Origin of the sequence: Achromobacter veterisilvae (assembly GCF_037619525.1) — a bacterium.
In the GTDB taxonomy this organism is placed as follows: domain Bacteria; phylum Pseudomonadota; class Gammaproteobacteria; order Burkholderiales; family Burkholderiaceae_B; genus Achromobacter; species Achromobacter veterisilvae.
The window spans coordinates 1,833,063-1,858,061 of the sequence record NZ_CP148753.1; the positions used below are offsets into that span (position 1 = coordinate 1,833,063).

22 protein-coding genes are annotated in these 24,999 nt (G+C 68.8%); 11 read left to right on the forward strand and 11 right to left on the reverse strand.

The annotated features are described in order from the left end of the window. Positions 1–21 precede the first annotated feature (21 nt). Entirely contained in the window at positions 22–1,923 is a 1,902-nt protein-coding gene (sctC, locus tag WHX56_RS08495) for a type III secretion system outer membrane ring subunit SctC (RefSeq protein WP_129242446.1), read from the forward strand. Positions 1,924–1,936: 13 nt separating this feature from the next. Here sctC and WHX56_RS08500 read toward each other — a convergent pair whose 3' ends face one another. The 4 genes from WHX56_RS08500 to WHX56_RS08515 all read right to left on the reverse strand — a co-directional run bounded on the left by WHX56_RS08500 (position 1,937) and on the right by WHX56_RS08515 (position 6,601). Next, positions 1,937–2,503 (reverse strand): RNA polymerase sigma factor, encoded by a 567-nt coding sequence (locus WHX56_RS08500; RefSeq protein ID WP_165360237.1) that lies wholly within the window; start codon positions 2,501–2,503, stop codon positions 1,937–1,939. A gap of 223 nt (positions 2,504–2,726) precedes the next feature. Further along, entirely contained in the window at positions 2,727–3,299 is a 573-nt protein-coding gene (locus tag WHX56_RS08505) for a hypothetical protein (RefSeq protein ID WP_287753966.1), read from the reverse strand. 144 nt (positions 3,300–3,443) lie between these two features. Beyond that, positions 3,444–4,601, reverse strand: coding sequence for an ABC transporter substrate-binding protein (locus tag WHX56_RS08510; RefSeq protein ID WP_338880980.1), 1,158 nt, complete (start codon positions 4,599–4,601; stop codon positions 3,444–3,446). Beyond that, entirely contained in the window at positions 4,598–6,601 is a 2,004-nt protein-coding gene (locus WHX56_RS08515) for a SpoIIE family protein phosphatase (RefSeq protein ID WP_338880981.1), read from the reverse strand. The genes WHX56_RS08510 and WHX56_RS08515 overlap by 4 nt, the downstream gene beginning before the upstream one ends. Positions 6,602–6,710: 109 nt before the next feature. Here WHX56_RS08515 and WHX56_RS08520 point away from each other — a divergent pair, with 109 nt between their 5' ends. After that, on the forward strand, positions 6,711–9,179 hold the full coding sequence (locus WHX56_RS08520; protein ID WP_338880982.1) for an MFS transporter: 2,469 nt from the start codon (positions 6,711–6,713) through the stop codon (positions 9,177–9,179). 32 nt (positions 9,180–9,211) lie between these two features. Here WHX56_RS08520 and alr read toward each other — a convergent pair whose 3' ends face one another. Next, complete coding sequence (gene alr / locus WHX56_RS08525) at positions 9,212–10,360, reverse strand: alanine racemase (RefSeq protein WP_338880984.1); 1,149 nt, start codon at positions 10,358–10,360, stop codon at positions 9,212–9,214. A gap of 129 nt (positions 10,361–10,489) precedes the next feature. Then, the gene (locus WHX56_RS08530) at positions 10,490–10,921 is read right to left on the reverse strand and encodes an ATP-binding protein (RefSeq protein WP_129242384.1); all 432 of its coding nucleotides are present in this window, start codon (positions 10,919–10,921) and stop codon (positions 10,490–10,492) included. Between the two features lie 164 nt (positions 10,922–11,085). On the opposite strand from WHX56_RS08530, the gene WHX56_RS08535 reads away from it, so the two are divergent. Continuing rightward, on the forward strand, positions 11,086–11,421 hold the full coding sequence (locus tag WHX56_RS08535; protein ID WP_129242385.1) for an STAS domain-containing protein: 336 nt from the start codon (positions 11,086–11,088) through the stop codon (positions 11,419–11,421). A 12-nt stretch (positions 11,422–11,433) separates the two neighbouring features. Here the strand turns inward: WHX56_RS08535 and WHX56_RS08540 are convergent, their stop codons facing one another. Further along, positions 11,434–11,664 (reverse strand): hypothetical protein, encoded by a 231-nt coding sequence (locus tag WHX56_RS08540; RefSeq protein WP_338880985.1) that lies wholly within the window; start codon positions 11,662–11,664, stop codon positions 11,434–11,436. Positions 11,665–11,863: 199 nt separating this feature from the next. Between WHX56_RS08540 and WHX56_RS08545 the strand changes: the two genes are divergently transcribed. From WHX56_RS08545 to WHX56_RS08555, 3 genes are all read left to right on the forward strand, one after another. Beyond that, positions 11,864–12,796: an NUDIX hydrolase gene (locus WHX56_RS08545; RefSeq protein ID WP_338880986.1), complete on the forward strand. Its 933-nt coding sequence runs from the start codon at positions 11,864–11,866 to the stop codon at positions 12,794–12,796. Between the two features lie 82 nt (positions 12,797–12,878). Continuing rightward, positions 12,879–13,763 carry a carboxylating nicotinate-nucleotide diphosphorylase gene (nadC, locus tag WHX56_RS08550; RefSeq protein WP_338880987.1) on the forward strand — a complete coding sequence of 295 codons (885 nt, stop codon included), beginning with the start codon at positions 12,879–12,881 and terminating at the stop codon, positions 13,761–13,763. Positions 13,764–13,787: 24 nt separating this feature from the next. Continuing rightward, entirely contained in the window at positions 13,788–14,774 is a 987-nt protein-coding gene (locus WHX56_RS08555; protein ID WP_338880988.1) for a tripartite tricarboxylate transporter substrate binding protein, read from the forward strand. 13 nt (positions 14,775–14,787) lie between these two features. On the opposite strand, the gene WHX56_RS08560 is transcribed toward WHX56_RS08555, so the two are convergent. Continuing rightward, entirely contained in the window at positions 14,788–15,468 is a 681-nt protein-coding gene (locus WHX56_RS08560) for a tellurite resistance TerB family protein (RefSeq protein ID WP_338880989.1), read from the reverse strand. A gap of 184 nt (positions 15,469–15,652) precedes the next feature. Between WHX56_RS08560 and WHX56_RS08565 the strand changes: the two genes are divergently transcribed. Beyond that, a complete protein-coding gene (locus tag WHX56_RS08565; RefSeq protein WP_129242390.1) occupies positions 15,653–16,051 on the forward strand; it encodes an OsmC family protein in 399 nt (132 codons plus the stop codon). 38 nt (positions 16,052–16,089) lie between these two features. Here WHX56_RS08565 and fabI read toward each other — a convergent pair whose 3' ends face one another. From fabI to gloB, 3 genes are all read right to left on the reverse strand, one after another. Continuing rightward, on the reverse strand, positions 16,090–16,875 hold the full coding sequence (fabI, locus tag WHX56_RS08570; protein WP_129242391.1) for an enoyl-ACP reductase FabI: 786 nt from the start codon (positions 16,873–16,875) through the stop codon (positions 16,090–16,092). Positions 16,876–16,998: 123 nt separating this feature from the next. Further along, positions 16,999–18,417: a transglycosylase SLT domain-containing protein gene (locus WHX56_RS08575; protein WP_338880990.1), complete on the reverse strand. Its 1,419-nt coding sequence runs from the start codon at positions 18,415–18,417 to the stop codon at positions 16,999–17,001. 7 nt (positions 18,418–18,424) lie between these two features. Beyond that, entirely contained in the window at positions 18,425–19,246 is an 822-nt protein-coding gene (gloB, locus tag WHX56_RS08580) for a hydroxyacylglutathione hydrolase (protein WP_129242393.1), read from the reverse strand. 20 nt (positions 19,247–19,266) lie between these two features. On the opposite strand from gloB, the gene WHX56_RS08585 reads away from it, so the two are divergent. The 4 genes from WHX56_RS08585 to WHX56_RS08600 all read left to right on the forward strand — a co-directional run bounded on the left by WHX56_RS08585 (position 19,267) and on the right by WHX56_RS08600 (position 24,999). After that, positions 19,267–20,046, forward strand: coding sequence for a class I SAM-dependent methyltransferase (locus WHX56_RS08585; protein ID WP_129242394.1), 780 nt, complete (start codon positions 19,267–19,269; stop codon positions 20,044–20,046). A gap of 49 nt (positions 20,047–20,095) precedes the next feature. Beyond that, on the forward strand, positions 20,096–20,557 hold the full coding sequence (gene rnhA, locus WHX56_RS08590; RefSeq protein WP_338880991.1) for a ribonuclease HI: 462 nt from the start codon (positions 20,096–20,098) through the stop codon (positions 20,555–20,557). 200 nt (positions 20,558–20,757) lie between these two features. Further along, positions 20,758–21,849, forward strand: coding sequence for an efflux RND transporter periplasmic adaptor subunit (locus WHX56_RS08595; protein WP_338880992.1), 1,092 nt, complete (start codon positions 20,758–20,760; stop codon positions 21,847–21,849). A 33-nt stretch (positions 21,850–21,882) separates the two neighbouring features. After that, a complete protein-coding gene (locus tag WHX56_RS08600) occupies positions 21,883–24,999 on the forward strand; it encodes an efflux RND transporter permease subunit (RefSeq protein WP_287756547.1) in 3,117 nt (1,038 codons plus the stop codon).

A 24,999-nucleotide genomic window follows, 5' to 3' on the forward strand; every position in this document is an offset into this window, starting at 1 on the left:
GGAGATAGAGTGTTGAAGCGGATGATTCTGGCGACCGCGCTGTCGCTGGGCCTGGCTGGCGGCGCGCAGGCGGCGCCGAACTGGCCCAATGTGCCCTACAGCTATTACGCGCGCGACGAAAACCTGCAAACGCTGCTGCGCGAGTTCGCGGGCGGTTTCAGCCTGTCGCTGCAGATGGGGCCCAACGTCGCGGGTACCGTCAATGGCAAGTTCAACGCCAACACGCCCACGGAATTCCTGGACCGGCTGGGCGGGGTGTACGGCTTCAACTGGTTCGTCTACGCCGGCACGCTTTTCGTCAGCCGCACGAACGACATGAAGACGCGCTCGGTCAGCGCCATGGGCAGCTCCATCAGCGCCCTGCGCCAGGCTTTGCAGCAGTTGGGCATCCTGGATCCGCGCTTCGGCTGGGGCGAACTCCCCGACCAGGGCATCGCGCTGGTGTCCGGCCCTCCCGGCTACGTGGACCTGGTCGAACGCACCGTCGCCGCCCTGCCGATGGGCGCCGGCGGCCAGCAGGTGGCGGTGTTCCGCCTGAAGCACGCCTCGGTCAACGACCGCACCATCAGCTACCGCGACCAGAAGGTCGTGACGCCCGGACTGTCCACCGTGCTGCGCAACCTGATCACGGGCGGCGGCGGCGGGAACAACAATGAATCCCTGGCGGCCATCGCCGCGCCGCTGCGCGAGAATCCGCCCGCCTTTCCCCAGGTCAACGGCGGCCCCGCGGCCGACAGCGCGCCGACGGTGGCGGCGGCCGGCATGCAGGCTCCGGCCCCGGCCGGCAAGCCCGGCTTGCGGTTGCGCGAACCGACCGTGCAGGCCGATGCGCGCCTGAACGCGATCATCGTGCAGGACATCCCGGACCGCATTCCCATCTACCGCAGCCTGATCGAACAACTGGACCTGCCCAGCACGCTGGTCGAGATCGAGGCGATGATCGTGGACGTGAACTCCGACCTGGTGAACGAACTGGGCGTCAACTGGGGCGCCCGCGCGGGAACGACCAGCTTCGGCTACGGCAACCTGGCGCTTGCGCCCAGCGGCGGCCTGCCGGTGGACAGCGCGGCGGGACTCTCGCCCGGCACCATCGGCGTCAGCGTGGGCAGCACGCTGGCGGCGCGCCTGCGCGCCCTGCAGACGAAGGGGCAGGCCAACATCCTGTCGCAGCCGTCCATCCTGACCGCGGACAACCTGGGCGCCATGATCGATCTGTCCGACACGTTCTATATCCAGACGCGCGGCGAACGGGTGGCGACCGTGACGCCGGTCACGGTGGGCACGTCGCTGCGCGTCACGCCGCGGCACATCGAATCCCGGGATGGCGCGCGCGTCGAGCTGACCGTGGACATCGAAGACGGCCGCATCCAGGAAGAACGCCAGATCGACAACCTGCCCACGGTGCGCAAGAGCAACATCAGCACCCTGGCCGTCGTGGGCAACGACCAGACGCTGCTGATCGGCGGCTACAACAGCAGCCAGAACAGCGAACAGGTCGACAAGGTGCCGTTCCTGGGAGACATCCCGGGCCTGGGCATCCTCTTCTCCAACAAGTCCAAGACGGTGCAGCGCCGCGAACGCCTGTTCCTGATCCGGCCCAGGGTGGTCGCCATCAACGGCGAGGTGGTGGGCACGCCCGGCGGCGCGCTGAACACGGTGCCCATGCTGAACGCGACCTGGAACGGCGGCGACAAGCCCATGACGGCGGGCCAGTACCTGGACCTGGCGCAGAGCCAGCGCACCCGCGTGCAGTTCGGGCCCAACGTGGAAGTGCGCGGTAGCGGCGGACCGGTGCGCGCGTCGGAGTGGCTGCAGACGTCGCCGGCCGCGGAGCCGCTCCTGGAAGGCAAGTCGAACGCCACGCAAGGGCCGGTCATCCAGGTGCAGCCGGTGGCCGCGCCGGGCACCGGTCGAGCGCCGTAGAAAGGGGGGCGGCTCAGCCGTCCAGCCGCAGGCCCTTCTGGGCGAGCTTGTCGCGCAGCGCCGAACGGGCGCGCGACAGGCGGCTGCGCACGGTGCCGATGGGCACCGTCAGCAGCGCGGCGGCTTCTTCGTAGGAAATGTCGTCCAGACCGACCATGAGCAGGATGTCGCGCATGTTTTCGGGCAGTTCGTCCAGGGATTCCTGCAGCAGCGCCATGGTCTGGTTTTGCTCGAGGACGCGGTCGGGAGAGAGGTCGGAGGAAGCATGCTCTTCCAGCACGCTGTCGCTGACGAAGGAGTGGCGCCGTTCCGGCGCGCGCGACAGGTGGTTGCGGACCAGATTCAGCGCGATGCCATAGAGCCAGGAGGACAACTGCGATTCGCCGCGGAAGTTGCGGTACGAACGCGCCGCTTCCACGAAGGCCTGCTGGGCCAGGTCCTCGGCCTCGCTGATGTTGCCGATGTGCTTGATGATGAAGCGTTGCAGGCGGCTGGAGTGCTCGCGCACCAGGTCCCGCAGCAGGTATTCGTCGCCCGGGTCCCAGCCCGGCCCTTCGCCGTCGGGGCGAATGGGCGGCATGTCCGCTTCAAGGGAAGCGGGAGTGCTGTCGCTGGGGTGGGTCATGGGGCAGGCGAAAAGAAACGTGTCTCAAGCTACAAGTTACTACCGCGATAAGGGATTATCGCAGCTTAACTCCGTCACAATATTTCGAAAATCGAAATATTGATCCAAAATCGGGGTTTATCCGGGTACAGATGTAAAAACAAGTAAGCGGCGCCGATCAGGTTCCGCCAGGCGGAAACTAGAGGGCCTTGAGCAGGTCCCGCATCCAGCCAGCGGCGGTCGCGAGGGATACCGGGCTTTGCCCCGACCGCGCGGCCTGGTCGAAGCGGGCCTCCATGGCCTGGTCCAGCGCGGCCCGGCGCCCGGCGTCCAGGCCCGACGGCGCCACGCCGGCATCCTTGCAGGCTTGCTGGAAGGCCGGGGTGTCGCCCGCCGCGGACGTGGCCAGCCGCGTCATGAAATCCACGCCGGACAGGGCATGGCTGGAGGTTTCCGCCATGTCGATGGCGGCGGCGACCGTCCGGGCCGACAGGGGCTTGCCGGGGTTGGGCTCGAGGCCCAGCTCGCGGGAGACGGCGCTGGCGATGCCCTGGCCATAGCTATGCGCCAGCGCCTGCGCGAACATCGCGGCGGTGTCGACGTCCGGGGCCACCCAGGCCACGCTGCGGCCGCCGGGCGTGGAACCCGTGCCCAGCACCTGCAGCTTGCCGCCCGCGATATCGACGTAAACGTCCTGGCCGCCTTCAGCGGCTTTGGCGAAGGCGTCCAGGGAAATGAATGGCGACGAAGGGGTAACCGATGAAATTGTCATGCAGCCAAGAAATCCGGCGTGTCCGATACGTGGCCGTGGCGGTCCTACGACCCTGTGCTTGAGTAACCCAAGGTCTACTTTAGTTCCACGGCCGAGCACGCGTCTTATTCTATGTCATTGCGCATGCGGGTACGAAACACAGGGTTACTGCGCTTCGTAGACTTCGTCGGCCGCCAGCAGGATGTCCACCGGCGGATCGAAGCCGATCACGCGCGCCGTCTCCAGGTTCAGCGCGATCTTGGCGGGGTCGATCCACACCTGGGAGAGGTCGCGCGGCTTGGCGCCGTTGAAGATGCGCGCCATCGTTTCCGCGTAGAACAGGCCCACGTAGGAATAGTCGGCCTGCGCCAGGCTCAGCAGCAGGCCGTGCTTGACCTCTTCGGAACCCAGCATCGAAAAACTGGGCACGCGCGCCTGGCGCAGGATCTCGGCCACGGTGTCGATGGACGCGGGGGTCACGCCCCGGTGCACCGTCACGTAGGCCGCGTCCACTTGCGGCGCCAGCCTGGCATAGCATTCCATCGCGTTGCGCGTGGCGACTTCGGCCGGGATGCCGTTGGACGGCGCATTGCAGGACAGCACCTCGAAATGCTGTTCGCGCGCCACTTGCTCCACGGCCTCGACGGCGCTGTAGGTGCGGCCCTCGGGGCTGTCTTCATAGACCAGGCCCAGCCGCTTGAACGGCACGATCTCGTGGAACAGGCGCACCTGCCGCTGATAGCGCTCGGGCTGGACGCGGGCGTGCAGGTTGTCCTGTCCGCTGTCCTGCGCCGAACGCGCGATGCGGGCGCCGATCGCGTCGCTGGTGGAGGCCACGATGGTCGGCACGGGCGTGCCCATGGCGGCCATGTCCTGGCCCGCCCAGGTGCCCATGGCGATGATGAGGTCGATGTCGCGGCGGCCGGAAAGGCGCTGCTTGATGGCGTCCCGCACCGCGGGGCGCTGCGTTGCGTCGAAATTGCCCGGCTGCCACCAGGCGTCGCGCACGAACTCCAGCGTGTCGCTGCGCGCGTTGTCGGCCAGGAATTCCCACATCTGCCGCCCGTTCAGTCCGTCGGGCATGGCGGGCAGGGTCAGCCAGCCGAGTTTTTGCAGGCCTTCGACGGTGACGCGCAAGGTGCGCGGGTATTCGCTGTAGTCGCCGCTTTCGAAGTAGCCGATGCGCCATTTTCCGCCGTCCGGCTTGGCGGCGGGCTTGGTCGGGAACACTTGGGCGGCGGGCGTCACGGCCGTCTGCGCCATGCTTGCCGCGGGCGCGAGCAAGGCCAGGCACAGCATAAGGGTGGGCAGCGATTTCTTCATGGGCGGCGGATCACGATCAATGTGATGTCATCGGATTGTTCCGCGCCGTCGGCGAAAGCCTGCACGTCCTCGAGCAGGCGCTTGGACAGCTTGGCCGAAGGCACGGGGGGATTGGACAGGACGGCCAGCAGGCGCGGATCGCCGTACTGGGCGTCGTTCGGGTCGACGGCCTCGGTGATGCCGTCGGTGTAGCCGACCAGCATTTCGCCGGGCGCCAGCACGGTGGACAGGCCGCGGTATTCCAGGTCTTCCTGCACGCCGCAGGCGGGGCCGCTGCGTCCTTCCAGCAGGCGCACCGCACCGTCCGCGCCGATCACGGCCGGGGGCAGGTGGCCCGCGTTGGCCCATTGCAGGTCGCCGGTGGTCAGGTCCAGCACGCCCAGCAGCAGCGTGACGAACATCATGTTGGGGTTGTTTTCGGACAGGCGGTTGTTGATCTTCTGCATCATCAGCGCCGGGTCCGTTTCGTCTTCGGCCGTGGCGCGGATGAGCGTGCGGGTCACCGCCATGAAGAGCGCGGCGGGCACGCCCTTGTCGGACACGTCGCCGATCGCCAGGCACAGGCGCCCGTCGGGCAGCGTGAAGTAGTCGTAGAGGTCGCCGCCCACTTCCTTGGCCGGCAGCATCACCGCGTTCAGGTCGATCTGGTCGCGCGTCGCGCTGGACAGGGGCACGGGCAGCAGGCCCAACTGGATCGCGCGGGCGATGTTCAGTTCGCTTTCGAAGCGTTCGCGCGCGGTGGTCTCGCGCATCAGGCGGGCGACGTTCTCGCGCAGTTTGTGGTTCATGAACAGGAAGGAGGCGGCCAGCCGGCCGACCTCGTCCTTGTGCTTGTCCGGCAGCGCGGCGATGTTCGCCGGCACGCTGGCCGCGGCGGTCAGGTCCTGTTCGGGCAACTGGCGGGCGTAGCGGGTCAGCGTTTCCAGGGGCCGCACGACGCGCGCCGCCACCAGCCAGGCGCAGACCAGGGCCACCAGCATCATGCCCACGAAGATCAGGGCCTGGCGGTTCAGCAGTTCGCGCGCCGGCGCGGTCAGGTCGCTTTCCGGCACGGCCGTCACCAAGGTCCAGCCCAGGGGCGCGAAGCGCGCGCTGTCGATCTGCCAGGGGCCGCCGCCGCCGTCGAACCGCAGGCTTTGCAGTTTGCCGTCCGCGTCCTGGCGGGCCAGCAGGCTGCGCAGCGTTTCGCCCTTGCTGTCGCTGGCGTCCAGCAGGCCCGCCTGCCGTTCGGGCAGCGGCACCACCATCCGGCCGTCGTCGGCGGCGATGAAGATGAAGCCCGACTGCGCCAGCGTCAGCTTGGACAGCATGCCCCGCACCGAGTTTTCCATCTGTTCGCGGCGCGCCTGGATCTGGTCGATGACGTCCTGCGCGCTGTCGGTGATGACGAAGACCCAGTTCCACGGCCGGAAGTAGCCGAAGTAGGCATAGCGCGTTTCGCTGTCGCCGCGCTGCGCCGAAGGCGGCCAGCGGTAGATCGCGAAGCCGTATCCCGAGGTGCGGCTTTCTTCGTACAGCGCCTGGGCGAGCGGGCGGTTCTTGAAGTCGGACAACTGCGACAGGTCGCGGTCGATCATGTCCGGGTTGCCGCTGGCCACCACCTGGAAATCGGCGTCGTAGACGAAGGCATAGCGCCGGTCGTCCAGCTTCAGGCGGTTGATCCAGGCGCGCGCCATGCCGCGCGCCGCGCCGGGCGTCATGAGGCCGCGCTCGGCCATGTCGGCGTAGGAATCCAGCGCCGCCGCCACTACCGTGCCGGTCTGCATCAGTTGGCGGCGGCCGCTGCGCACCGTCGTGATTTTGTCGGTCAGCAGCGCGCCCCAGCGGGCCTCGGCATCGCGCAGCACCAGTTCCATCACGTTGCTGACGGCGTGGCGTTCGCTGCTCATTACCGTGCGCGTGACGTTGCGCTGCGACGTCAGCATCACGAACGCGGCCACCGCGAGGAGAAGCGCTACGACCAGAAGAAAAATCTTGCTACGTAGCGACCGGACGGGCATGGAGGGGGCGGCGGTGGATGAAGGTGCGGGTGTAAAAAAAGATGCAATTTGCATTAATTGTAAATACCATTGGTGCCCGTGTGTAAATACTTTGCGGTGTGTCAGCCTCATGCGTAGCGAGCCCATTCAAATCGTGCTGGAGGGACTGAGACGCCGCCCGGTACTCGAAGTCACGCTGGCCTGCCTGGCCGTCCTGTTGTTGGCGCAAGCGCTGATCGGCGCGCTCAGCCTGTCCGCGTTGAACCGGCTGGTGGTGGACACCACCGCCGACCGCGTGGAAGTCATCGCCCGCCGCGCGGCGGGCAACATCGAAAACGGATTGCGGCTGGGCAAGCCGCTGGAGCAATACTTCGGCCTGCGCGACAGCCTGCAGGACAGCGTGTCGGGATCGCGCGACCTGCTCGGCGCCGCGGTGCTGCGCGCCGACGGCCAGACGCTGGCCGTGCAGGGCGAACTTCCCGATGGCGCCGTCGCGCTCGCGCAGGCGCTTGACGCGGGCGCAACCCGCGACAGCCGCGCGGCGCGGCGCGCGTCCGGCGCGCTCATGTCGGTGTCCGATGGCACCGTGACCCTGGCCGTGCCCCTGGCCGGCGCGGGCGGCAACGTCGCCGGCGCCGTGGTGCTGTCGGCGGCCAAGGACGGCGAAGCCAGCCGGCGCCTTATCGTGGACAACCTGCAGGTGCTGCTGGCCGTCACGGCGCTGGTCGGCCTGGGCCTGGCGGCCGTCTTCAAGTATCTGGTGCCCTTGACCTCGCTCGCGGCCGGCGGCCGGGCGCGCTTCGTCGTGCCCTTGCTGGCGCTGATGCTGGCCCAGGGCGTCTATGCCGCCTACACGATCTCCACGTTCCGCAGCGGCTGGCTGGAGGTGACGCGCAATAACGTCGGCCTGCTGGCCGAAGGCCTGCAGCGCGACCTGAACCGGGTGCTGGGCTACGGCCTGACGCTGGATCGCCTGCGCGGCGTGGACGCGCCGTTCTCGCGCCTGGCCGCGACCTTTCCCGCCGTGGCGCAGATCGAACTGGTGGACGGCGAGGGCCGCGTGCTGAGCCGCGCCGGCGCGAAAGGCGCGCTGGACGTGGCGGGGCTGCCGGCGGCGCGCCCGCGTTCCGATGACCTGACCCTGGTGCTGCCGCTGGGCGCCACGAATCCCGATCCGCGCGCGCACGGCGACCTGGTGCTGCGCTTGTCCGATGACGTGATCGCGGCCGGCGTGCGCGGCCGGGCGCTGGACGCCGTGACCGTGGTGGCCGTGGCGCTGGTGGCCGCCATCGAGATGCTGCTGTTGCTGTCGCTGCTGATGAACCGCGCCTTCGCCGCGCGGGCGACCTTGCCCGACGGCAGCCGCATCGGCCCCGATGACGAGTCCGAGATCGGGCGCATCGCCCGGCCGGTGATGTTCGGTTTCCTGTTCGCCTGGGCCTTGCCGCTGGGCTTCCTGCCGCTGTATGCGCGCAGCCTGCCGGCGGACGGACTGGACCTGCCGGCGAACCTTTTGCTGGCGCTGCCGATTTCCGTCGAGATGGGCTGCGGCCTGCTGACCTCGCTGCTCGCGGGCAGCCTGACCGACCGCAAGGGCTGGCAGGTTCCCGTGCTGGCCGGACTGGCGGTGTCGTGCGCGGGCATGCTGGCCTGCGCGGCGGCGGGCAACCTGCTGATGTTCAGCGCGGCGCGCGGCCTGGTGGGCCTGGGCTACGGCCTGACCTGGATGGGGCTGCAGGGCTTCATCGTCACGCGCAGTCCCGCGCAGTACCGCGGCCGCAACATGACGGGCGTGATCGCCGGCCTGTTCGCGGGCCATCTGTCCGGCGCGGCCGTGGGCGCGATGCTGATGGAGCAGACGGGTTTCCGCGCCGTGTTCGGCGTGGGCGCGGCGATGCTGGCGCTGCCGCTGGCCGGCGTGCTGGTGCTGATGCGGCCGTACATGGACCGCGGGCGCCGGCAGGCGGCGCAGGCGGTCGCGCGGACGCGCGCGCGCCTGTCCGACACCTTGCGGCTGTTGTGGACCCGCGACTTCGGCCTGCTGCTGCTGGGCAGCGTCATTCCCTTTTCGATCGCGCAGGTGGGCCTGCTGTCGTTCGCGCTGCCGCTCTATCTCGAAGCCGAGGGCGTGGCCGCATCGAGCATCGGACGCGTGCTGATGATCTACGGGCTTTGCGTGATCTACGTGGGGCCGCTGATGGGCCGCGTGGTGGACCGCAGCCGCATCAAGAAAAGCTGGATCGTGCTGGGCGGCCTGGTCGGCAGCGTGGGCATGCTGGGGCTGTACTTCAACAGCGGCCTGCTGGCCGCGGCGGCGGCCGTGCTGCTGCTGGCGCTGGCGAGCTGCTTCGCCGGCGCGTCGCAGGCGCCCTACATGCTGGCGCTGCCGGACGTGCAGCGCTACGGCGCCGCGGGAGCCACCAGCGTCATGCGCGCCGCCGACAAGCTGGGCCAGATGGCCGGGCCGCTGGTGGTGGGCGCCATGTTCGGGGCCGCGGGCATGGGCGCGGGCCTGGCGGCCACCGGCATCATCTACCTGTGCGCGACCCTGCTGTTCCTGGTGTTCGCGCCGGCCCGGTCCCGGGACGGCGCGGCCTGAGGGCGGGCCGCGCCGGGCGCGGGCATCGCCGGTCAAGGCCCGGGGTCCCGGCCGGCCAACTGCACCGGCACCCGCGCGCTCAGGCCGGTGAGCAGTTCGGCCGCGATGGTGCCCGCCGAGGCCGCCACTTCCTCCACCGCCAGGCCCGACGCGCCCCAGAGCGTGACGGGCGCGCCGATGCAGGCATGCGGAACGGGGCCGAGGTCCACGGCCATCATGTCCATCGACACGCGCCCCAGCAGCCGCGTGCGCACGCCGTCGACGACGACGGGCGTGCCGGTGGGCGCATGGCGCGGATAGCCGTCTGCGTAGCCGCAGGTGACGATGCCCACCGCCATGGCGGCGGGCGCCAGGAACGCGCCGCTGTAGCCCACGCCCGCGCCGGCGTGCACGCGCTGTATTCCCACGACCTGCGAGTGCAGCGACATCGCGGGCCGCAGGTCCAGTTGCGCGGCGCTGCGGTCGGCGAACGGGCTGGCCCCGTACAGCGCCAGGCCGGGGCGCACCCATTGCGTGCCGGCGGCGCGCGCGCCGTGGCGCAGCAGCGCGGCCGAATTGCTGGTGGACACCGGACCCGGCAGCCCCGCGATCACGTGGCGGAAGGCGGCATCGGCGGCGTCGATGCCATCGGATTCGTCGGCGCGGGCGTAGTGGTTCAGGTGCCCGACTTCACCGATGACGCCGCGCCGGGCCAGGGCGCTGGCCGCGTCGAACGCGGGGCGGTAGTCGTCCGCCGAGAAACCCGTGTGATGGATGTCGCCGGCATAGCGCAGCCAGACGGCCGGGCGCTCGGCCAGCGGAGCCTGCGCCAGCCATTCGAGCTGGGCGGCATGCGTGATCACGAGGTGCAGGTCGGGCGTGTCCAGCAGCAGCGCATCCGCCGGGGAATAGAGGCCGCCGTAGACCAGGATGGGGCCATCCCAGCCGAACCGGCGGCAGGCGCGCGCTTCGTTCAGGTGCAGCACCGCCAGTCCGTCCGCGGCGCGCAGCGCGGGCAGGATCCGCGCCACGCCGTGCCCGTAGGCGTCCGCCTTCACCGTCGCCCAGAGCCGGGGGCCGCCGGCCGGCAGCGCGGCGCGCAGGCGCGCCAGGTTGTGGCTCACGGCGCCCGCGTCGATGCGGGCATGCAGGGGGCGGGCGATCAGTCCTTCCGGGCGATAAGGGGCGTTCACGGGCGGCATCAGTGCAAGGGCGTCGCGCAACCGGCGCGCAGTCTATGCATGAGTGACAATCGGGCCCGTTTTGTTCGGTACTTTCTGCCTATTGGGAAAAAAAACCGATAGCCTGGTTCGATAGCGCGCGCAATGCGCCTATCCGGCGCGCGCGACCAGCGTCAGGCGGTTGCTGCCGCCGCTGCGCGCATAGCGCAGGTCATGCAGGTAGTGCCGCATGAGCCGCAAGCCATGGCCGCCGATCTCGGCCTCGTCCAGCGTGGCGGCCAGGGGGGGCGGGGGCGTTTTCGTGGGGTCGTGGGGGCGGCCGTTGTCCACGATCTCCAGCGCGATCCCGGTCTCGTCCTGGCGGCAGTGCAGCGTCACCGAGGGGGGCGATCCCGCGGCCGCGGGGTCGTCGAAGGCGTAGTCCACGATGTTGGTCAAGGCTTCGTCCAGGCTCAACGACAGTCCGAAGCCCAGCTTGGGTGGCCAGGCGTCGCGCTCGGCAATTCCTTCGAGCCATTGCAGCGCGGCGGCAACGGCGTTCTGGTCGGGAACGAGGTCCAGCGTATCGGGCGGAGGGGGCATGAGTCGCCTTGCGTTCAGTGGAGCACGTGCAGGCGCAAGTATGCACGATAGCCATGCCCGGCGAACAGAGCGTGAGAGAGTGCGCGGGCTCGCGTATCATCTCGCCATTGCGCCGCCGTCCTTCTGCGCAGGTGCCGGACGCCGGCCACTTTTCGGGAACCGCTATGAATCTCGCAATAGAAAAAATCGGAGAAGTCCTGGTTGTCTCGCCCGAAGGCCAGATCAACAGCGCCAACGCGGCGAGCATCGAGTCGGACTTGCTGGCCCACGTGGAAAAGGGCGAAAGCCGCTTCGTGCTGGACCTGTCCAACCTGAACTACATCTCGAGCGCGGGCCTGCGCGTCGTGCTGGTGCTGGCCAAGCGCCTGAAGCAGGGCGCCGGCGCGCTGGTGCTGTGCGCCCTGCAGCCGCATGTGCGCGAAGTGTTCGACATCAGCGGCTTCCTGGCCATCCTGACGGTGGTGGACACGCGCCAGGACGCGGTGGCGAAGGTCGCTTGACGCGCGGGCCCGTCAGCCCTTGCGGTGTTCGTAGGACGTATCCAGCACGTCGTCTTCGGGAGTGATGACGCCGGGTTCGCCGGGCTCCGCGATGGCGCGTCCGCGCCGCGGCATTCCCGCGACGAGCTTGCTGCTCTGGTCGGGCATCGGCATGACTTCCGTGCCTTTGCGCGGATCGGGGGCAACGTTTTGTTCGGCTTCGGCGGCCTTGGCGGCGTTGGGGTCTGGGGCAGTTTTCAACATGATGATTGCTCCGCTTGCGGGCGTCCCGGGATGGCGACGCGCCTGATGCCGACTCCATCTTAGGCCGGCGCGGCGCCGCGGTGGCGCGCCGGTCTGTCACGTTTGCAAGGGGCTGTTGCAGAACCCCAACCTTATAATTTCCGGCGCCTCGCGGCTTTGCGGCACGGCGCCCGGTTTCCACATTTTCCATACGCCTACCTTGACTGAATCCGTCGAACGCTCCGTCCATGCAGAACTCGTCGCCGTGCTCGTCGCCGTCACCAACGGCGAACCGCGCGTGCTGACGACCGACGACGCGCGCGCCTTGCCGGCGGGCCCCTTCGAGCTTTCGCACCGTTCGCTGCAGGCCGGCCTGCGCGCCTGGGTCGAGGCGCAGACCCACCATCCGCTGGGCTACGTCGAGCAGCTCTACACCTTTGCCGACGGCGACCGCTCCGACGAGTCGGGCGCGCGCGTCATGTCGGTGAGCTACCTGGGGCTGACGCGCGAGGCCGGCGAAACCGGCGTGGCGCAGGTCGGCTGGCAGGACTGGTATCGCTACTTCCCCTGGGAAGACCGCCGCGCCGGCACGCCCGCGCTGGTCGAGGAACTGATCGTGCCCAGGCTGGCCGCCTGGTGCGAGGAAAGCGCCGACGCGGCCGTGCGCCAGCGCCGCCGCCAGCGCGCCGCCATCACGTTCGGGCTGGAAGGGGCCTCCTGGAACGAGGACATGGTGCTGCAACGCTACGAACTGCTGTTCGAGGCCGGTCTGGTGCCCGAGGCGGCGCGGCGCGGCCGCGGCAACGGCGCGGCCGTGCCGGGCGAGCCCATGCGCCACGACCACCGGCGCATCCTGGCCACCGGCATCGCGCGCCTGCGGGCCAAGATCAAGTACCGGCCCGTGGTGTTCGAATTGATGCCCGCCCAATTCACCCTGCTGCAACTGCAACTGGCGGTGGAGGCGCTGGCCGGGCGCGGCCTGCACAAGCAGAATTTTCGGCGGCTCATCGAACAGCAGGCGCTGGTCGAAGAGACGGGCGAAATGGCGACCGGCACGGCCGGCCGGCCGGCCAAGCTGTTCCGGTTCCGCCGCGACGTGCTGCTCGAACGCGCCATCGCCGGCAGCAAATTGCCCCTGTCCCGCGCGCTTTGACGCTTGACAAGCTTTATGCTCGCTCTTAGCATAAATGTTGCGCAATGCTTGCGCGCCTTTTTTTAAACTCTAAATACTCAAAATGAGCATTAAAGCCGCAGCGCCTTCGACCGCCGCCCGACTGGCCGTCCCCCCCTTGCCGGAAGTCATGCTGGAGCCGCTGGTGCGCGCGGCCCTGCTTGAAGACCTGGGCCGCGCAGGTGACCTGACCACCGACGCCATCGTGCCCGCCGACGCCGTGGCGGAAACCCGCCTGGTGGCGCGCCAGGACGGCGTGCTGGCCGGACTGGACCTGGCTCGCCTGGCGTTTCGCGCGATGGATCCGGGCATCGAGTTCGCCGTCTCGCAACGCGATGGCGCGGACTTGCGGCCGGGCACGGAAATCGCGCGCCTGCGCGGCAACGCCCGCGCCATGCTGACCGCCGAGCGCGTGGCCCTGAACTTCCTCTGCCACCTGAGCGGCGTGGCCAGCGCCACGGCCTCCGTCGCCCGCGCCATCGCGGGCTACGGCGCCCGGGTCACCTGCACGCGCAAGACCATGCCGGGCCTGCGCGCCGTGCAGAAGTACGCGGTGCGCGTGGGCGGCGGCAGCAATCACCGCCACGGACTGGACGACGCGGTGCTCATCAAGGACAACCACATCGCGCTGGCCGGCGGGGTCGCCACGGCGGTCGAGCGGGCCCGCGCCGGCATCGGCCACATGGTCAAGATCGAACTGGAAGTGGACACCCTGGAGCAACTGGAAGCGGCGCTGTCGCTGGGCGTGGACGTGGTGCTGCTCGACAACATGAGCCTGGACGATCTGCGCCGCGCCGTCGCGATGGCGCGCGGCCGCGCCATCACCGAGGCCTCGGGCCGCATCACGCCCGACACCGCGGCGGCCGTGGCCGCCACCGGCGTGGACCAGATCGCGGTGGGCTGGATCACCCATAGCGCCAAGGTCCTCGATATCGGCCTGGACGCCTGAGTCTTCCCGCCACAGGTCCGCGACATGAAACGCCTGTTCCAAACCGTCATTCCGCTGGTCGCGCTGTCTTTGGCCGCCTGCGGCAATCCGCCGTCGGGCGAAGCGCCCAAGGACGCCGCCTATCCGTCCCATCCGGTCACCATCGTCGTGACCTTCCCGCCGGGCGGCGGCACCGACCTGCTGGCGCGCCGCATCGGGGCCAGCCTGCAGGAGCAACTGGGCCAGCCCGTGGTGGTGGAAAACCGCCCCGGCGCCAGCGGCAACATCGGCGCGCGCGTCGTGGCGGAGTCGCCGCCCGACGGCTACACGCTGCTGATGGTGAACAGCTCGTTCGCCATCAATCCCGGGGTCTACCGCAATCCGGGTTTTTCGCCCGAGCGGGATTTCACGGCCGTCATCAACGTGGCCTTCGTGCCGTCGGTCTTCGTGGTGCCGGCCGCCTCGGACCTGCGCGGCCTGGACGATGCGCTGGCGGCCGCCAGGGCGGGCAAGTCCCTGCCGTTCGCCTCCTGCGGCAACGGCACGCCGCAGCACCTGGCGGGCGAGATGCTGGCGCGCGCGGCGGGCGCGTCCTTGCAGCACGTGCCCTACAAGGGTTGCGGTCCGGCGCTGACGGACGTCATGGCCGGGCAGGTGGCCATGGGCGCGGTCACCGCGTCCAGCGCGGCGCCGCTGATCGCGGCGGGCAAGCTGCGCGCCCTGGCCGTCACGTCGCCGGCGCGCTCGCCGCTGATGCCGGCCGTGCCGACGGTCGCCGAGCAAGGCGTGCCCGGCTATGCGCTGGACCAGTGGCATGGACTGCTGGCGCCGGCGGCCACGCCGCCGGCGGTGGTGGCCAAGCTGAACGCGGCGGTGGCGAAGATCGTCCAGCGCCCGGACGTGCAGGCGTCATTGCGCGAGCAGGGCTTTACGCCCGCGAGCAGCACGCCGCGCGCTTTCCAGGACATGATAGCGGCGGACATGGACCGCTACGGGGCGCTGACCGCGTCGATGGGCTTGCGCGCGGACTAGGGCGCGCCGCGGCTCAGGCCGCGGCGGCCCGGGCGTGCTGTTCCAGTTGTTCCTTCAGGCCGGGCTCCAGCTTGAGCTGCCGGGCCAGTTCGTCCAGGTAGGCGCGCTCCATGTAGCTTTCCTCGTCCACGACCAGCAGGCTGGCGAGGTACATCTCGGCGGCCATTTCCGGCGTGCGGGCCGATTGCGCCACCGCGGCCGGATCCAGCGGGCGCGACAGCTCGGTCTCGAGCCAGCGGCGGTCCTGGGCGTCCGAGGACAGCTTGGCCAGTTCGGTTTCGAGCAGGGCGCGTTCTTCCGGGCCGATGTGGCCGTCGGCCTTGGCCGCGCCGATCATGGCGGCCAGCACGGCGGTGCTGTGTTGTTCGGCTTCCGGCGCGGGCAGGCGGTCCAGCGTGCGGGGCGGTTCCGCGGGCGCGCCGGCCTGGCCGCGCTGCCAGTCGCCGTAGGCGCGATAGGCCAGGGCGCCCAGCGCCGCCATGCCGCCGTACATGGCGACCTTGCCGCCGATCTTGCGGGCCTTCTTGCTGCCCAGCAGCAGCCCGAGCGCGCCCGCGCCGAGCGCGCCGCCGCCCAGGCCGGTCAGGAAGGAAGCGCCCTTGCCGTCCGCGGCGTCCCGCACGCGGTTGGTGGTGTCGGACAGCAGGCCTTGCCCGGACTGCAGCAATTGGTCGAGAAGTTGTCTGGCGCTCATGCGGCCCTCCATAGATGTGCGGTATTGCGGACAGGGGTATCCGACCGGCGCCGGGCCGGGAAGTTCAGCTTATAGTCAGTTGTCGCCGGACGCGGCTGGGGATCGCCCGCCGCCAGGTGCTACAACGTGGGCTGGGGCCGCCGCCGCGGCCTCCCGCCAGAGCCAATCCCAGGAGGTCCGATCCATGAGCATCCGCGTGCGCCAGAATGCGCCCAACACCCTGCAGTTCACCGCCGTGGCCGAAGGCCATGAACTTCCGCTGGCGATGCCGCAGCCGCAGGGCGAAGGCCCCGATCCGCATGATTACTTCGATACCGCGCTGGGCGGCTGCAAGGCGATGACCCTGATGGTCTATTCGCAGCGCAAGGGCCTGCCGCTGGAGTCGGTGGGGGTGGAGGTAGTGCGCGATGCCGGCGAAGAGCGCAAGGGCGTCTACCGGCTGACGGCCAAGCTGACGCTGCACGGCGAGCTGTCCGATGCGCAGATCGACGAACTGCTGGCGGTGGCCGAGAAATGCCCGGTCCACAAGCTGATGACCGCGGTGGACGTGCAGGTGTCCACCGTGGTGGTGCGGCCGGCCTGAGCGGCCGGGCGCGGCGCGGGCGCCGCCCGCGCCGTCGATCAGTCTTCCATGCCCGGGACGACGGTCGAGAAACCGCCGTCCACGTGGGTGATTTCGCCCGTCACGCCAGCGGCCAGGTCCGACAGCATGAAGGCGGCGACGTTGCCCACGTCTTCGATGGTGATGTTGCGGCGCAGGGGCGACTGGGCCTCCACGAACTTCAGGATGGCCGTGAAGTCCTTGATGCCGCTGGCGGCCAGCGTCTTGATGGGGCCGGCGGAAATACCGTTGGCGCGGATGCCGCGCGGGCCGAGGGCCGCGGCCAGGTAGCGCACGCTGGCTTCCAGCGAGGCCTTGGCCAGGCCCATCGTGTTGTAGTGCGGGACCACGCGTTCGGCGCCCAGGTAGGTCAGCGTCAGCACGGAGGCGTTGCGGCCTTCCATCAGCGGCAGCGCGGCCTTGGTCAGGGCGGGAAAGCTGTAGGCCGAGATGTCGTGCGCGATGCGGAAGGCTTCGCGCGACAAGCCGTCCAGCAGGTCGCCGGCGATGGCTTCGCGCGGCGCGAACCCGATGGAATGCACCAGGCCGTCCAGGCCGTCCCAGTGCGTGCCAAGCTCGGCGAAGGTCGCTTCGATCTGGCTGTCTTCGGCCACGTCGCAGGGCAGCACGATGTTGCTGCCGAATTCGGCGGCGAATTCGGCCACACGTTCCTTGAAGCGGTCGCCCACGTAGGTGAACGCCAGTTCGGCGCCTTGCTGGTGACAGGCGCGCGCGATGCCGTAGGCGATGGATCGGTTGGAAAGCACCCCGGTGACCAGGATGCGCTTGCCGGCGAGAAAGCCCATATATCTATCCTTTGATTTTTTCCTTCTGGAGACCGCCTATTTTAAGGAATTTGGCGGCCCCGCGATGAAAAGTAAGAGGGCGCGCCCGTCGCGGGGTGCGCCCTCTTGTCGTTCCCGGCGCGATCAGCCGCGCGCGTTGGTGCCCGGCACCCGCAACTGGGCGCCCACCTTCAGGGCGCTGCCCTTGATGTTGTTCAGGGCGCGCAGGGCGTCGACCGAGGTGCCGTACTGCTTGGCCAGCGAGAACAGCGTGTCGCCCTGGCGGACCTTGTGGGTGCGGACGTTCGGACGGCCGCTGGCGGCGCGGGCGGCCGGCGCCTGCGCGGCGCGGCCGCGCGGCGCGGCGGCCTTGTCGTTGGCCGGCGCCGAATCCAGGGCGCCCACGGGAGGCGCCAGCGAGGCCAGTTGCACGCCGCCGGTGCCGGGTTCGCCGGGCACCAGCAGGGATTGGCCGGAGGCGGATTTCTGGCGCGAGCCGATGTCGTTGATGTCCCGCAGCCGGCCTTCGGTCACGCCGAAGCGCTTGGCGATCGAGGCGTAGGATTCGCCGCGGCGCGAGTGGTAGATCTTCCAGGCGCTGAGGTCGCCCTTGTAGTTGGTCAGGTTGGCGTTGAAGATCTCGACGCGGTCGGCCGGCAGCAGCAGGGTGGGGCCGTGGTCGCCGCGGATGACGGGGCGGTTGAACGAGGGATTCAGCGCCTTGAATTCGTCCAGCGGCATTTCGGCCAGCTTGGCGGCGATTTCCAGGTCGATGTCGCTGTTCTTCTGCACCGTCACGAAATAGGGCGTGTTGCCGACCGGGGGCAGGGCCACCGCGTAGCGCTGCGGGTCGGCGATGATGTTCTTGATGGCCTGCAGCTTGGGAACGTAGTTGCGGGTCTCGTCGGGCATGTTCAGGGACAGGTAGTCCGTGCCCTGGCCGGCCGCTTCGTTCTTGGCCATGGCGCGCTGCACCGAGCCTTCGCCCCAGTTGTAGGAAGCCAGGGCCAGGTACCAGTCGCCCTGCATTTCGAACAGTTTTTCCAGGTAGTCCAGGGCCGCGTTGGTCGAGGCGATGGGATCGCGGCGCTCGTCGCGCCACCAGTCCTGCTTCAGGTTGAAGTGCTGGCCGGTGGCCGGCACGAACTGCCACAGGCCCGAGGCCTGCGCGCGCGACAGCGCCGTGGGGTTGTAGGCGCTTTCGACGAAGGGCAGCAGCGCCAGTTCCGTCGGCAGGCCGCGGCGGTTGATCTCGTCGACGATGAAATACAGGTACTTGCCGGCCCGTTCCGCCATCCGCTGCACCGACTCGGGGTGGGACGCGTAATAGTCGGTCCACTGCTGCGAGAGGTCGGTGTTCAGGTTGGGGATGGCGAAACCGCGGCGGATGCGGTCCCAGGCGTCGGCGGGCGGATTGGTGAGATCGACCGTCCTGGAGGTGTCGCGGGCGATGTAGCGCCCTTGGGAATTGGTGGTGAGGTTCTTGCTGTCGGGGGATTTGGTTCCTGCGCAACCGGCGAGGACTGCCAGCATGAGCGGCAGAAGGAGTCGGGATAGATTCATCGGGCTGTCACTTGAATTCGTTCTTCCATTCACGAAGGGAGGCAAAGACCTCTACCGGCGTAGCGTGGCTGTGGCCGGCCCGGCGTTCTGCCGCGCGGACGACCTCGATTTGCTGCGTGCGCAAAAACGGATTGGTCGCGCGTTCCTGACCGATGGTCGATGGAAGCGTGGGAAGACCTTCTGCTCGTAATTGCCGGGCCCGCTGATGCCATTGCTGCAGGTTGCGGTTGGCCGGTTCGACTGCCGACGCCCAGCGCAAGTTCGCTAGAGTGTACTCGTGTGCGCAAAAAACCTGTGTATCTGGCGGTAAAACGGAAAATTTTTCTAAGGAATCATGCATTTGCGCGGGAGTTCCCTCGAAAAGCCGGCCACAGCCCCCCGCAAACAGCGTGTCGCCGCAAAACAGAACGGGTTCCAGGCCGGCCGCCCGGCCCGTGTAGGCGATGTGGCCGGCCGTGTGGCCCGGCACGTCCAGCACGCTCAGGTCCAGGTCGAGTTCCGGTATCGTCACGCGGTCGCCCTGCGCCAGCGGCACGTCGCAGCGCGGCAGGCGCTCCCGCGCCGGGCCGTATACGGTGATGCCCTCGATGCGGGACAATTCGGAAACGCCGCCGACGTGGTCGCCATGATGGTGCGTGAGTAGAATGGCGCGCAGTCTCAAGCCTTGCTGCTCGAGCAGCCGCAGCACCGGGCCGGCCTCGCCGGGATCCACCACGGCGGCCTGGCCGTCGCGGACGATCGCCCAGATGTAGTTGTCGGTGAAGGCGGGTAGCGGCAAGACCGCGGCGTTGGGCTCGCGGCCGCCTGAAGGGGCGGTCAAGGCTTGCATGGGATTCGAAGGAATAGAACGTGGCAGAAGATACTCCGCCGATTGTAGAACTGGCCGAATGGTTCCAGACGCCGCCAGGACAATACGTCCTGGCCTGGGAGCGGGCGCAGTTCGACGCGGCTGTCGCGGACGTATTCGGATATTACGCCTGGCAGGTCGGCCTGGCCGACATGAATCTGCTGCGCGCCAACCGCATGCCGTTCAAGGGATACGTGGGCACCGAGGCGCCGTCCGCGGACGGCGCGGCCGGCTGGCAGTCCCGGGTGGTCATCGCCCAGCCCGAGGCCCTGCCGTTCGAATCCCAGAGCGTGGACCTGCTGATCCTGCCGCACGCCTTCGAATGCACCCAGGACCCCCACAACGTGCTGCGCGAGGTCGAGCGCGTGCTGGTGCCGGAAGGGCGCGTCGTGATCTCGGGTTTCAATCCCTGGAGCATGTGGGGGGCGCGCACGCGCATGCCGGGCATGGAGCCCTGGCTGCCCCAGCCGCCCTCGTCCCAGGTGTCGCTGCCGCGCCTGAAGGACTGGTTCAAGCTGCTGTCGCTGGAGGTCGAGGAAAGCCATTTCGGCTGCTACGCGCCGGCCTGCCGCAGCGAAAAGTGGCTGCAGCGCTGGGCCTTCCTGGAATCGGCGGGCGCCCGCTGGTGGAGCGTGGGCGGCGCCGTCTATCTGGTGTCCGCCGTCAAGCGCGTGGCCGGCATGCGTATCATTGGCCCCGCCTGGAAGACCAAGCCCAAGCGCGCGCGGGCGGCATCGGTGGTAGTCAATCGCCAGGCGGACGACGGCCTCGACCGCCGCTGAGCGGCCGGCCGCAATGGATTCAGCACGAAAAGGACAACCAGGCAGCACCATGCAGGACAGCAAAGCGAACGAGCAGAAAGTGGAAATGTGGACGGACGGCGCCTGCAAGGGCAACCCCGGCCCGGGCGGCTGGGGCGTGCTGATGCGCGCCGGCAGCCACGAGAAGACGCTGCATGGGGGCGAACTCCAGACCACCAACAACCGCATGGAACTGCTGGCGGTCATCCAGGGCCTGCGGGCGCTCAAGCGCCCGTGCGTGGTCACCATCCACACGGATTCCCAGTACGTGATGAAGGGCATGACGGAGTGGCTGGCCAACTGGAAACGGCGCGGCTGGATGACGGCGGACAAGAAACCCGTCAAGAACGCCGAACTGTGGCAGTTGCTGGACGAGCAGGTGGGCCGCCATACCGTGTCGTGGCGCTGGGTCCGCGGGCACGCCGGGGATCCCGGCAACGAACGGGCCGACCAGTTGGCGAACCTGGGCGTGGACGTGGCCCGGCGGGCCTGATCCCATCCGGGCGGCCGGCGGCGGCATTGGGATATACCCTCAAATCCGCCTTTCAGGGCAAATTTAGTTCTTTCATCCGGCTTCTGGATTGTTCCAGTATGTAAATTCGGGTGCTAAAGTGCCAACCCTCATTCCTGTTCCTGCGGGGCCGTCCGGGCGGGGTTAGTTCTGCCCGCGCCGCGATACCGCGACATTCGCGCATGAAAAAAGCAGTACTGCTGGCCGCCGTAGCGGCAGGGTTGGCCGCGGGGGCCGCGCTCGGTATTTTTGTGCCGCGCTGGCTCGCGCCCGGAGCGACTCCCACCCAGGCCGCCTCCGGCGTCGCCAATTCTTCCGCGACGCCCGCCGCGCCTGTCCGGGTCGAAGTGGCCGCGGTCAAGGAAATCCCGTTCGCGCGCGGCCTGTCGGCCGTGGGCAGCCTGCGTTCCGACGAATCCGTCGTGCTGCGGCCGGAAGTCGCCGGCCGCATCCAGTCCATCGAGTTCAAGGAAGGCCAGCCGGTGAAGCGGGGCGACGTCCTGCTCCGCCTGGACGATTCGGTGCCGCGCGCCGAACTGGCCCAGGCGCGGGCCAACCTCACGCTGGCGCAGAGCCATTACCGGCGCGCCGTGGAGCTGCAGGGCAAGGGCTTCGTCAGCCAGCAGGCCCGCGACGAGGCGGCCAGCACGCTGAAGGTGCAGGAGGCCGCCGTGACGCTGGCGCAGGCGCGGCTGGACAAAATGACGATCACGGCGCCGTTCGGCGGCATCGTAGGCCTGCGCAGCGTGTCCGTGGGCGACTACGTGAACCAGGGCCAGGACCTGGCTCCGCTCGAGGCGATCGACCCGCTCAAGGTGGACTTCCGCGTCCCGGAAATGTATCTGAGCAAGGTGGGGGTGGGCCAGCAACTGACCCTGCGCCTGGACGCGCTGCCGGGCCAGGAGCGGCAGGGCGTGGTGTACGCCGTCAGCCCGCTGGTCGACGCCGGCGGCCGTTCCATCCTGCTGCGCGCCACCGTCGCCAACAAGGACGCCGTGCTGCGTCCGGGCATGTTCGCCCGGGTGCAGTTGCTGTTCAGCCAGGACAAGGCCCTGGTCGCCCCGGAAGCCGCGCTATCGCCCTCGGGAGAAACGCAGTACGTTTACCGGGTCAAGAACGGCGTGGCCGAGCGGCGCGAGGTCACGATCGGCGAGCGCCGCGAAGGCCGCGTGGAAATCCTGACCGGCGTGGCGGCGGGCGACCACCTGGTGGTGTCCGGCCTGCAGCGCGTGACGGACGGCGCGCCCGTGACCGTGCTGGGCAACGGCGCGTGACGCCGCCCCTTTTCCCTTTTTGGCGGTAGCGCAATGCGTATCTCGGAAACCTGCATCAAGCGGCCGGTGTTTGCGTCGGTCCTGTCGCTGATCATCGTGCTGATCGGCCTGATTTCGTATTCGCGCCTGACCGTGCGCGAATATCCGAAGATCGACGAGCCCATCGTCTCGGTGGACACCACCTACAAGGGCGCCTCGCCCGAGGTGATCGAATCCCAGGTGACCAAGCCGCTGGAGGACCAGCTCGCCGGCATCGAGGGCGTGGACGTGATGACCTCGCGCAGCCGCTCCGAACGCAGCCTGATCAACATCAAGTTCAACCTGTCCCGCGACCCCGACGCGGCCGCGGCCGAAGTCCGCGACAAGGTGTCGCGAGCCCGGCGCTTCCTGCCCGACGAGATCGACGAACCCATCATCGGCAAGGTCGAGGCGGATTCCCAGCCCATCATCTACATCGCGGTGGAGTCCGGCACGTATTCCGCCATCCAGACGTCCGACTACATCAACCGCTACATCAAGACCCGCCTGTCGGTGCTGCCCGGGGCGGCGGAAGTGCGCGTCTTCGGCGAGCGCCTGCCGTCCATGCGCATCTACGTGGACCGCGACAAGCTGGCCGCCTACGGCCTGACCGTGCAGGAGGTGGAAGCCGCGCTGCGCAGCCAGAACGTGGAGATCCCGGCCGGCCGCATCGAGTCCCGCGCGCGCGAGTTCTCGGTCGTGTCCTCGACCGACCTGCAGACGCCGGCGCAGTTCGAGGACGTGATCGTCGCCAACGTGAAGGGCTATCCGGTCCGCCTGCGCGACGTGTCCAAGGTGGAGATCGGGGCCGCCAACGACCGCGTGCTGTCGCGCTTCAACGGCAAGCCCGCGATCAACATCGGCGTGACCCGGCAATCCACCGCCAACCCGCTGGAACTGTCCAAGGCGGCGCGGGAAGAGGTGGCCCGCCTGAACGAGAACCTGCCGGCCGGCATGAAACTGAACATCGCGTACGACTCGTCGGTGTTCATCGAGCGCTCCATCGACTCCGTGTTCCACACCATCGGCGAGGCCATCGTGCTGGTGGTGCTGGTGATCTTCTTCTTCCTGCGCAACCTGCGCGCCAGCATCATCCCCATCGTCACCATCCCGGTATCGCTGGTGGGCGCCTGCGCGCTGATGTACCTGTTCGGCTTTTCGATCAACACGCTGACCCTGCTGGCCATGGTGCTGGCCATCGGCCTGGTGGTGGACGACGCCATCGTGGTGCTGGAGAACATCTTCCGCCACATCGAGGACGGCATGCCGCGCAAGGAAGCCGCCCTGCGCGGATCCCGCGAGATCGGCTTCGCCGTGGTCGCGATGACGATGACGCTGGTCACCGTGTATGCGCCGCTGGCGTTCGCCACGGGCCGCACGGGGCGGCTGTTCATCGAATTCGCGCTGGCGCTGGCCGGCGCGGTGCTGGTGTCGGGCTTCGTGGCGCTGACGCTCACCCCCATGATGTGTTCGGTGCTGCTGCGCCACCAGAGCAGCCACAGCCGCTGGTACAACCTGATCGAAGGCTGGCTGGACGCCATGAGCCGCGGCTACCGGCGCGTGCTGGCGGCGTCCCTGCGCCACCGCTGGCTGGTGGTGGCGATCGGCATCGCGGTCGCGGCCGCCAGCGGCGTGCTGTTCAAGGTGGTCAAGAGCGAACTGGCGCCCATCGAAGACCGCGGCGTGGTGTTCGGCATCGTCAGCTCGCCGGAAGGCGCCACGCTGAACTACACGCTCGAGAGCATGCTGGGCATCGAGAAATTCTATTCCGACATCCCCGAGGCCAGCGGCAGCCAGGTGACCGTGGGCTTCCCCACCGTGACGGACGGCACCGCCATCCTGCGCCTGAAGCCCTGGGAAGAGCGCGGCCGCAGGCAGCAGGCCATCACGCAGCAGTTGCAGCCGCAGTTCGCCTCGCTGCCGGGCGTGCGCGCCTTCCCGACCAACCCGCCGTCGCTGGGCCAGTCGGCGCGCTCCAAGCCGGTGGAATTCATCATCATGAGCCAGGCTTCGTACGCGGAACTGGCGCGCCTGACCGAAGTGTTCCTGACCGAGCTGCGCAAGTATCCCGGCCTGATCAACCTGGACACCGACCTGCGCCTGAACACGCCCGAACTGCGCGTGCGGGTGGACCGCGACAAGATGGCCGACGTGGGCGCCAACGTGGACACGGTGGGCCGGACGCTGGAATCCATGCTGGGCGGCCGCCAGGTTACGCGCTACAAGGACGAGGGCGAACAGTACGACGTGATCGTCCAGGTGACGCCGCGCGACCGCGCCAATCCCACCGACATCTCGGGCATCTACGTGCGGGCGCGCGACGGCAGCATGGTGCAACTGGACAACCTGCTGGGTGTGCACGAAGGCGTGTCGCCGCAGTCGCTGAACCACTTCAACCGGCTGCGCGCGGTGAAGATCGACGGCGCCGTGGCGCCGGGCTATGCGCTGGGCGAGGTCCTGACGCACATGCACCAGGTGGCGCGCGACGTGCTGCCCAACACCATCATTACCGACCTGGACGGCCAGTCGCGCGAATTCCGCGATTCCTCCGGCAGCATCTACCTGGTCTTCGCGATGGCGCTGGCCTTCATCTACCTGGTGCTGGCGGCGCAATTCGAGAGCTGGCGCAATCCGTTCATCATCATGCTGTCGGTGCCGCTGTCCATGACCGGCGCGCTGCTGGCGCTGTGGCTGACCGGGGGCACCTTGTCCATCTACAGCCAGATCGGCCTGATCACGCTGGTCGGCCTGATCACCAAGCACGGCATCCTGATCGTCGAATTCACGAACCAGTTGCGCGACGAGGGCAAGGAACTGTTCGAAGCCGTCACCGAGGCCAGCGTGCTGCGCCTGCGCCCCATCCTGATGACGACCGGCGCCATGGTGCTGGGCACCGTGCCCCTGGCGCTGTCCTCGGGCGCGGGGGCGGAATCGCGCCAGCAGATCGGCTGGGTTCTGGTCGGCGGGCTGATGCTGGGTACACTACTGACCTTGTTCGTCGTGCCGGTGGCCTACACGCTGATTGCCACCACACGCAAGAAACCCGGCCAGGCCGGCAGCGCAGCGCATCATCCGGACCCCGCTCCGGCCCCGCACACGCCGCCGGCCTCGCCCGCCCAAGCGTCGGAATAG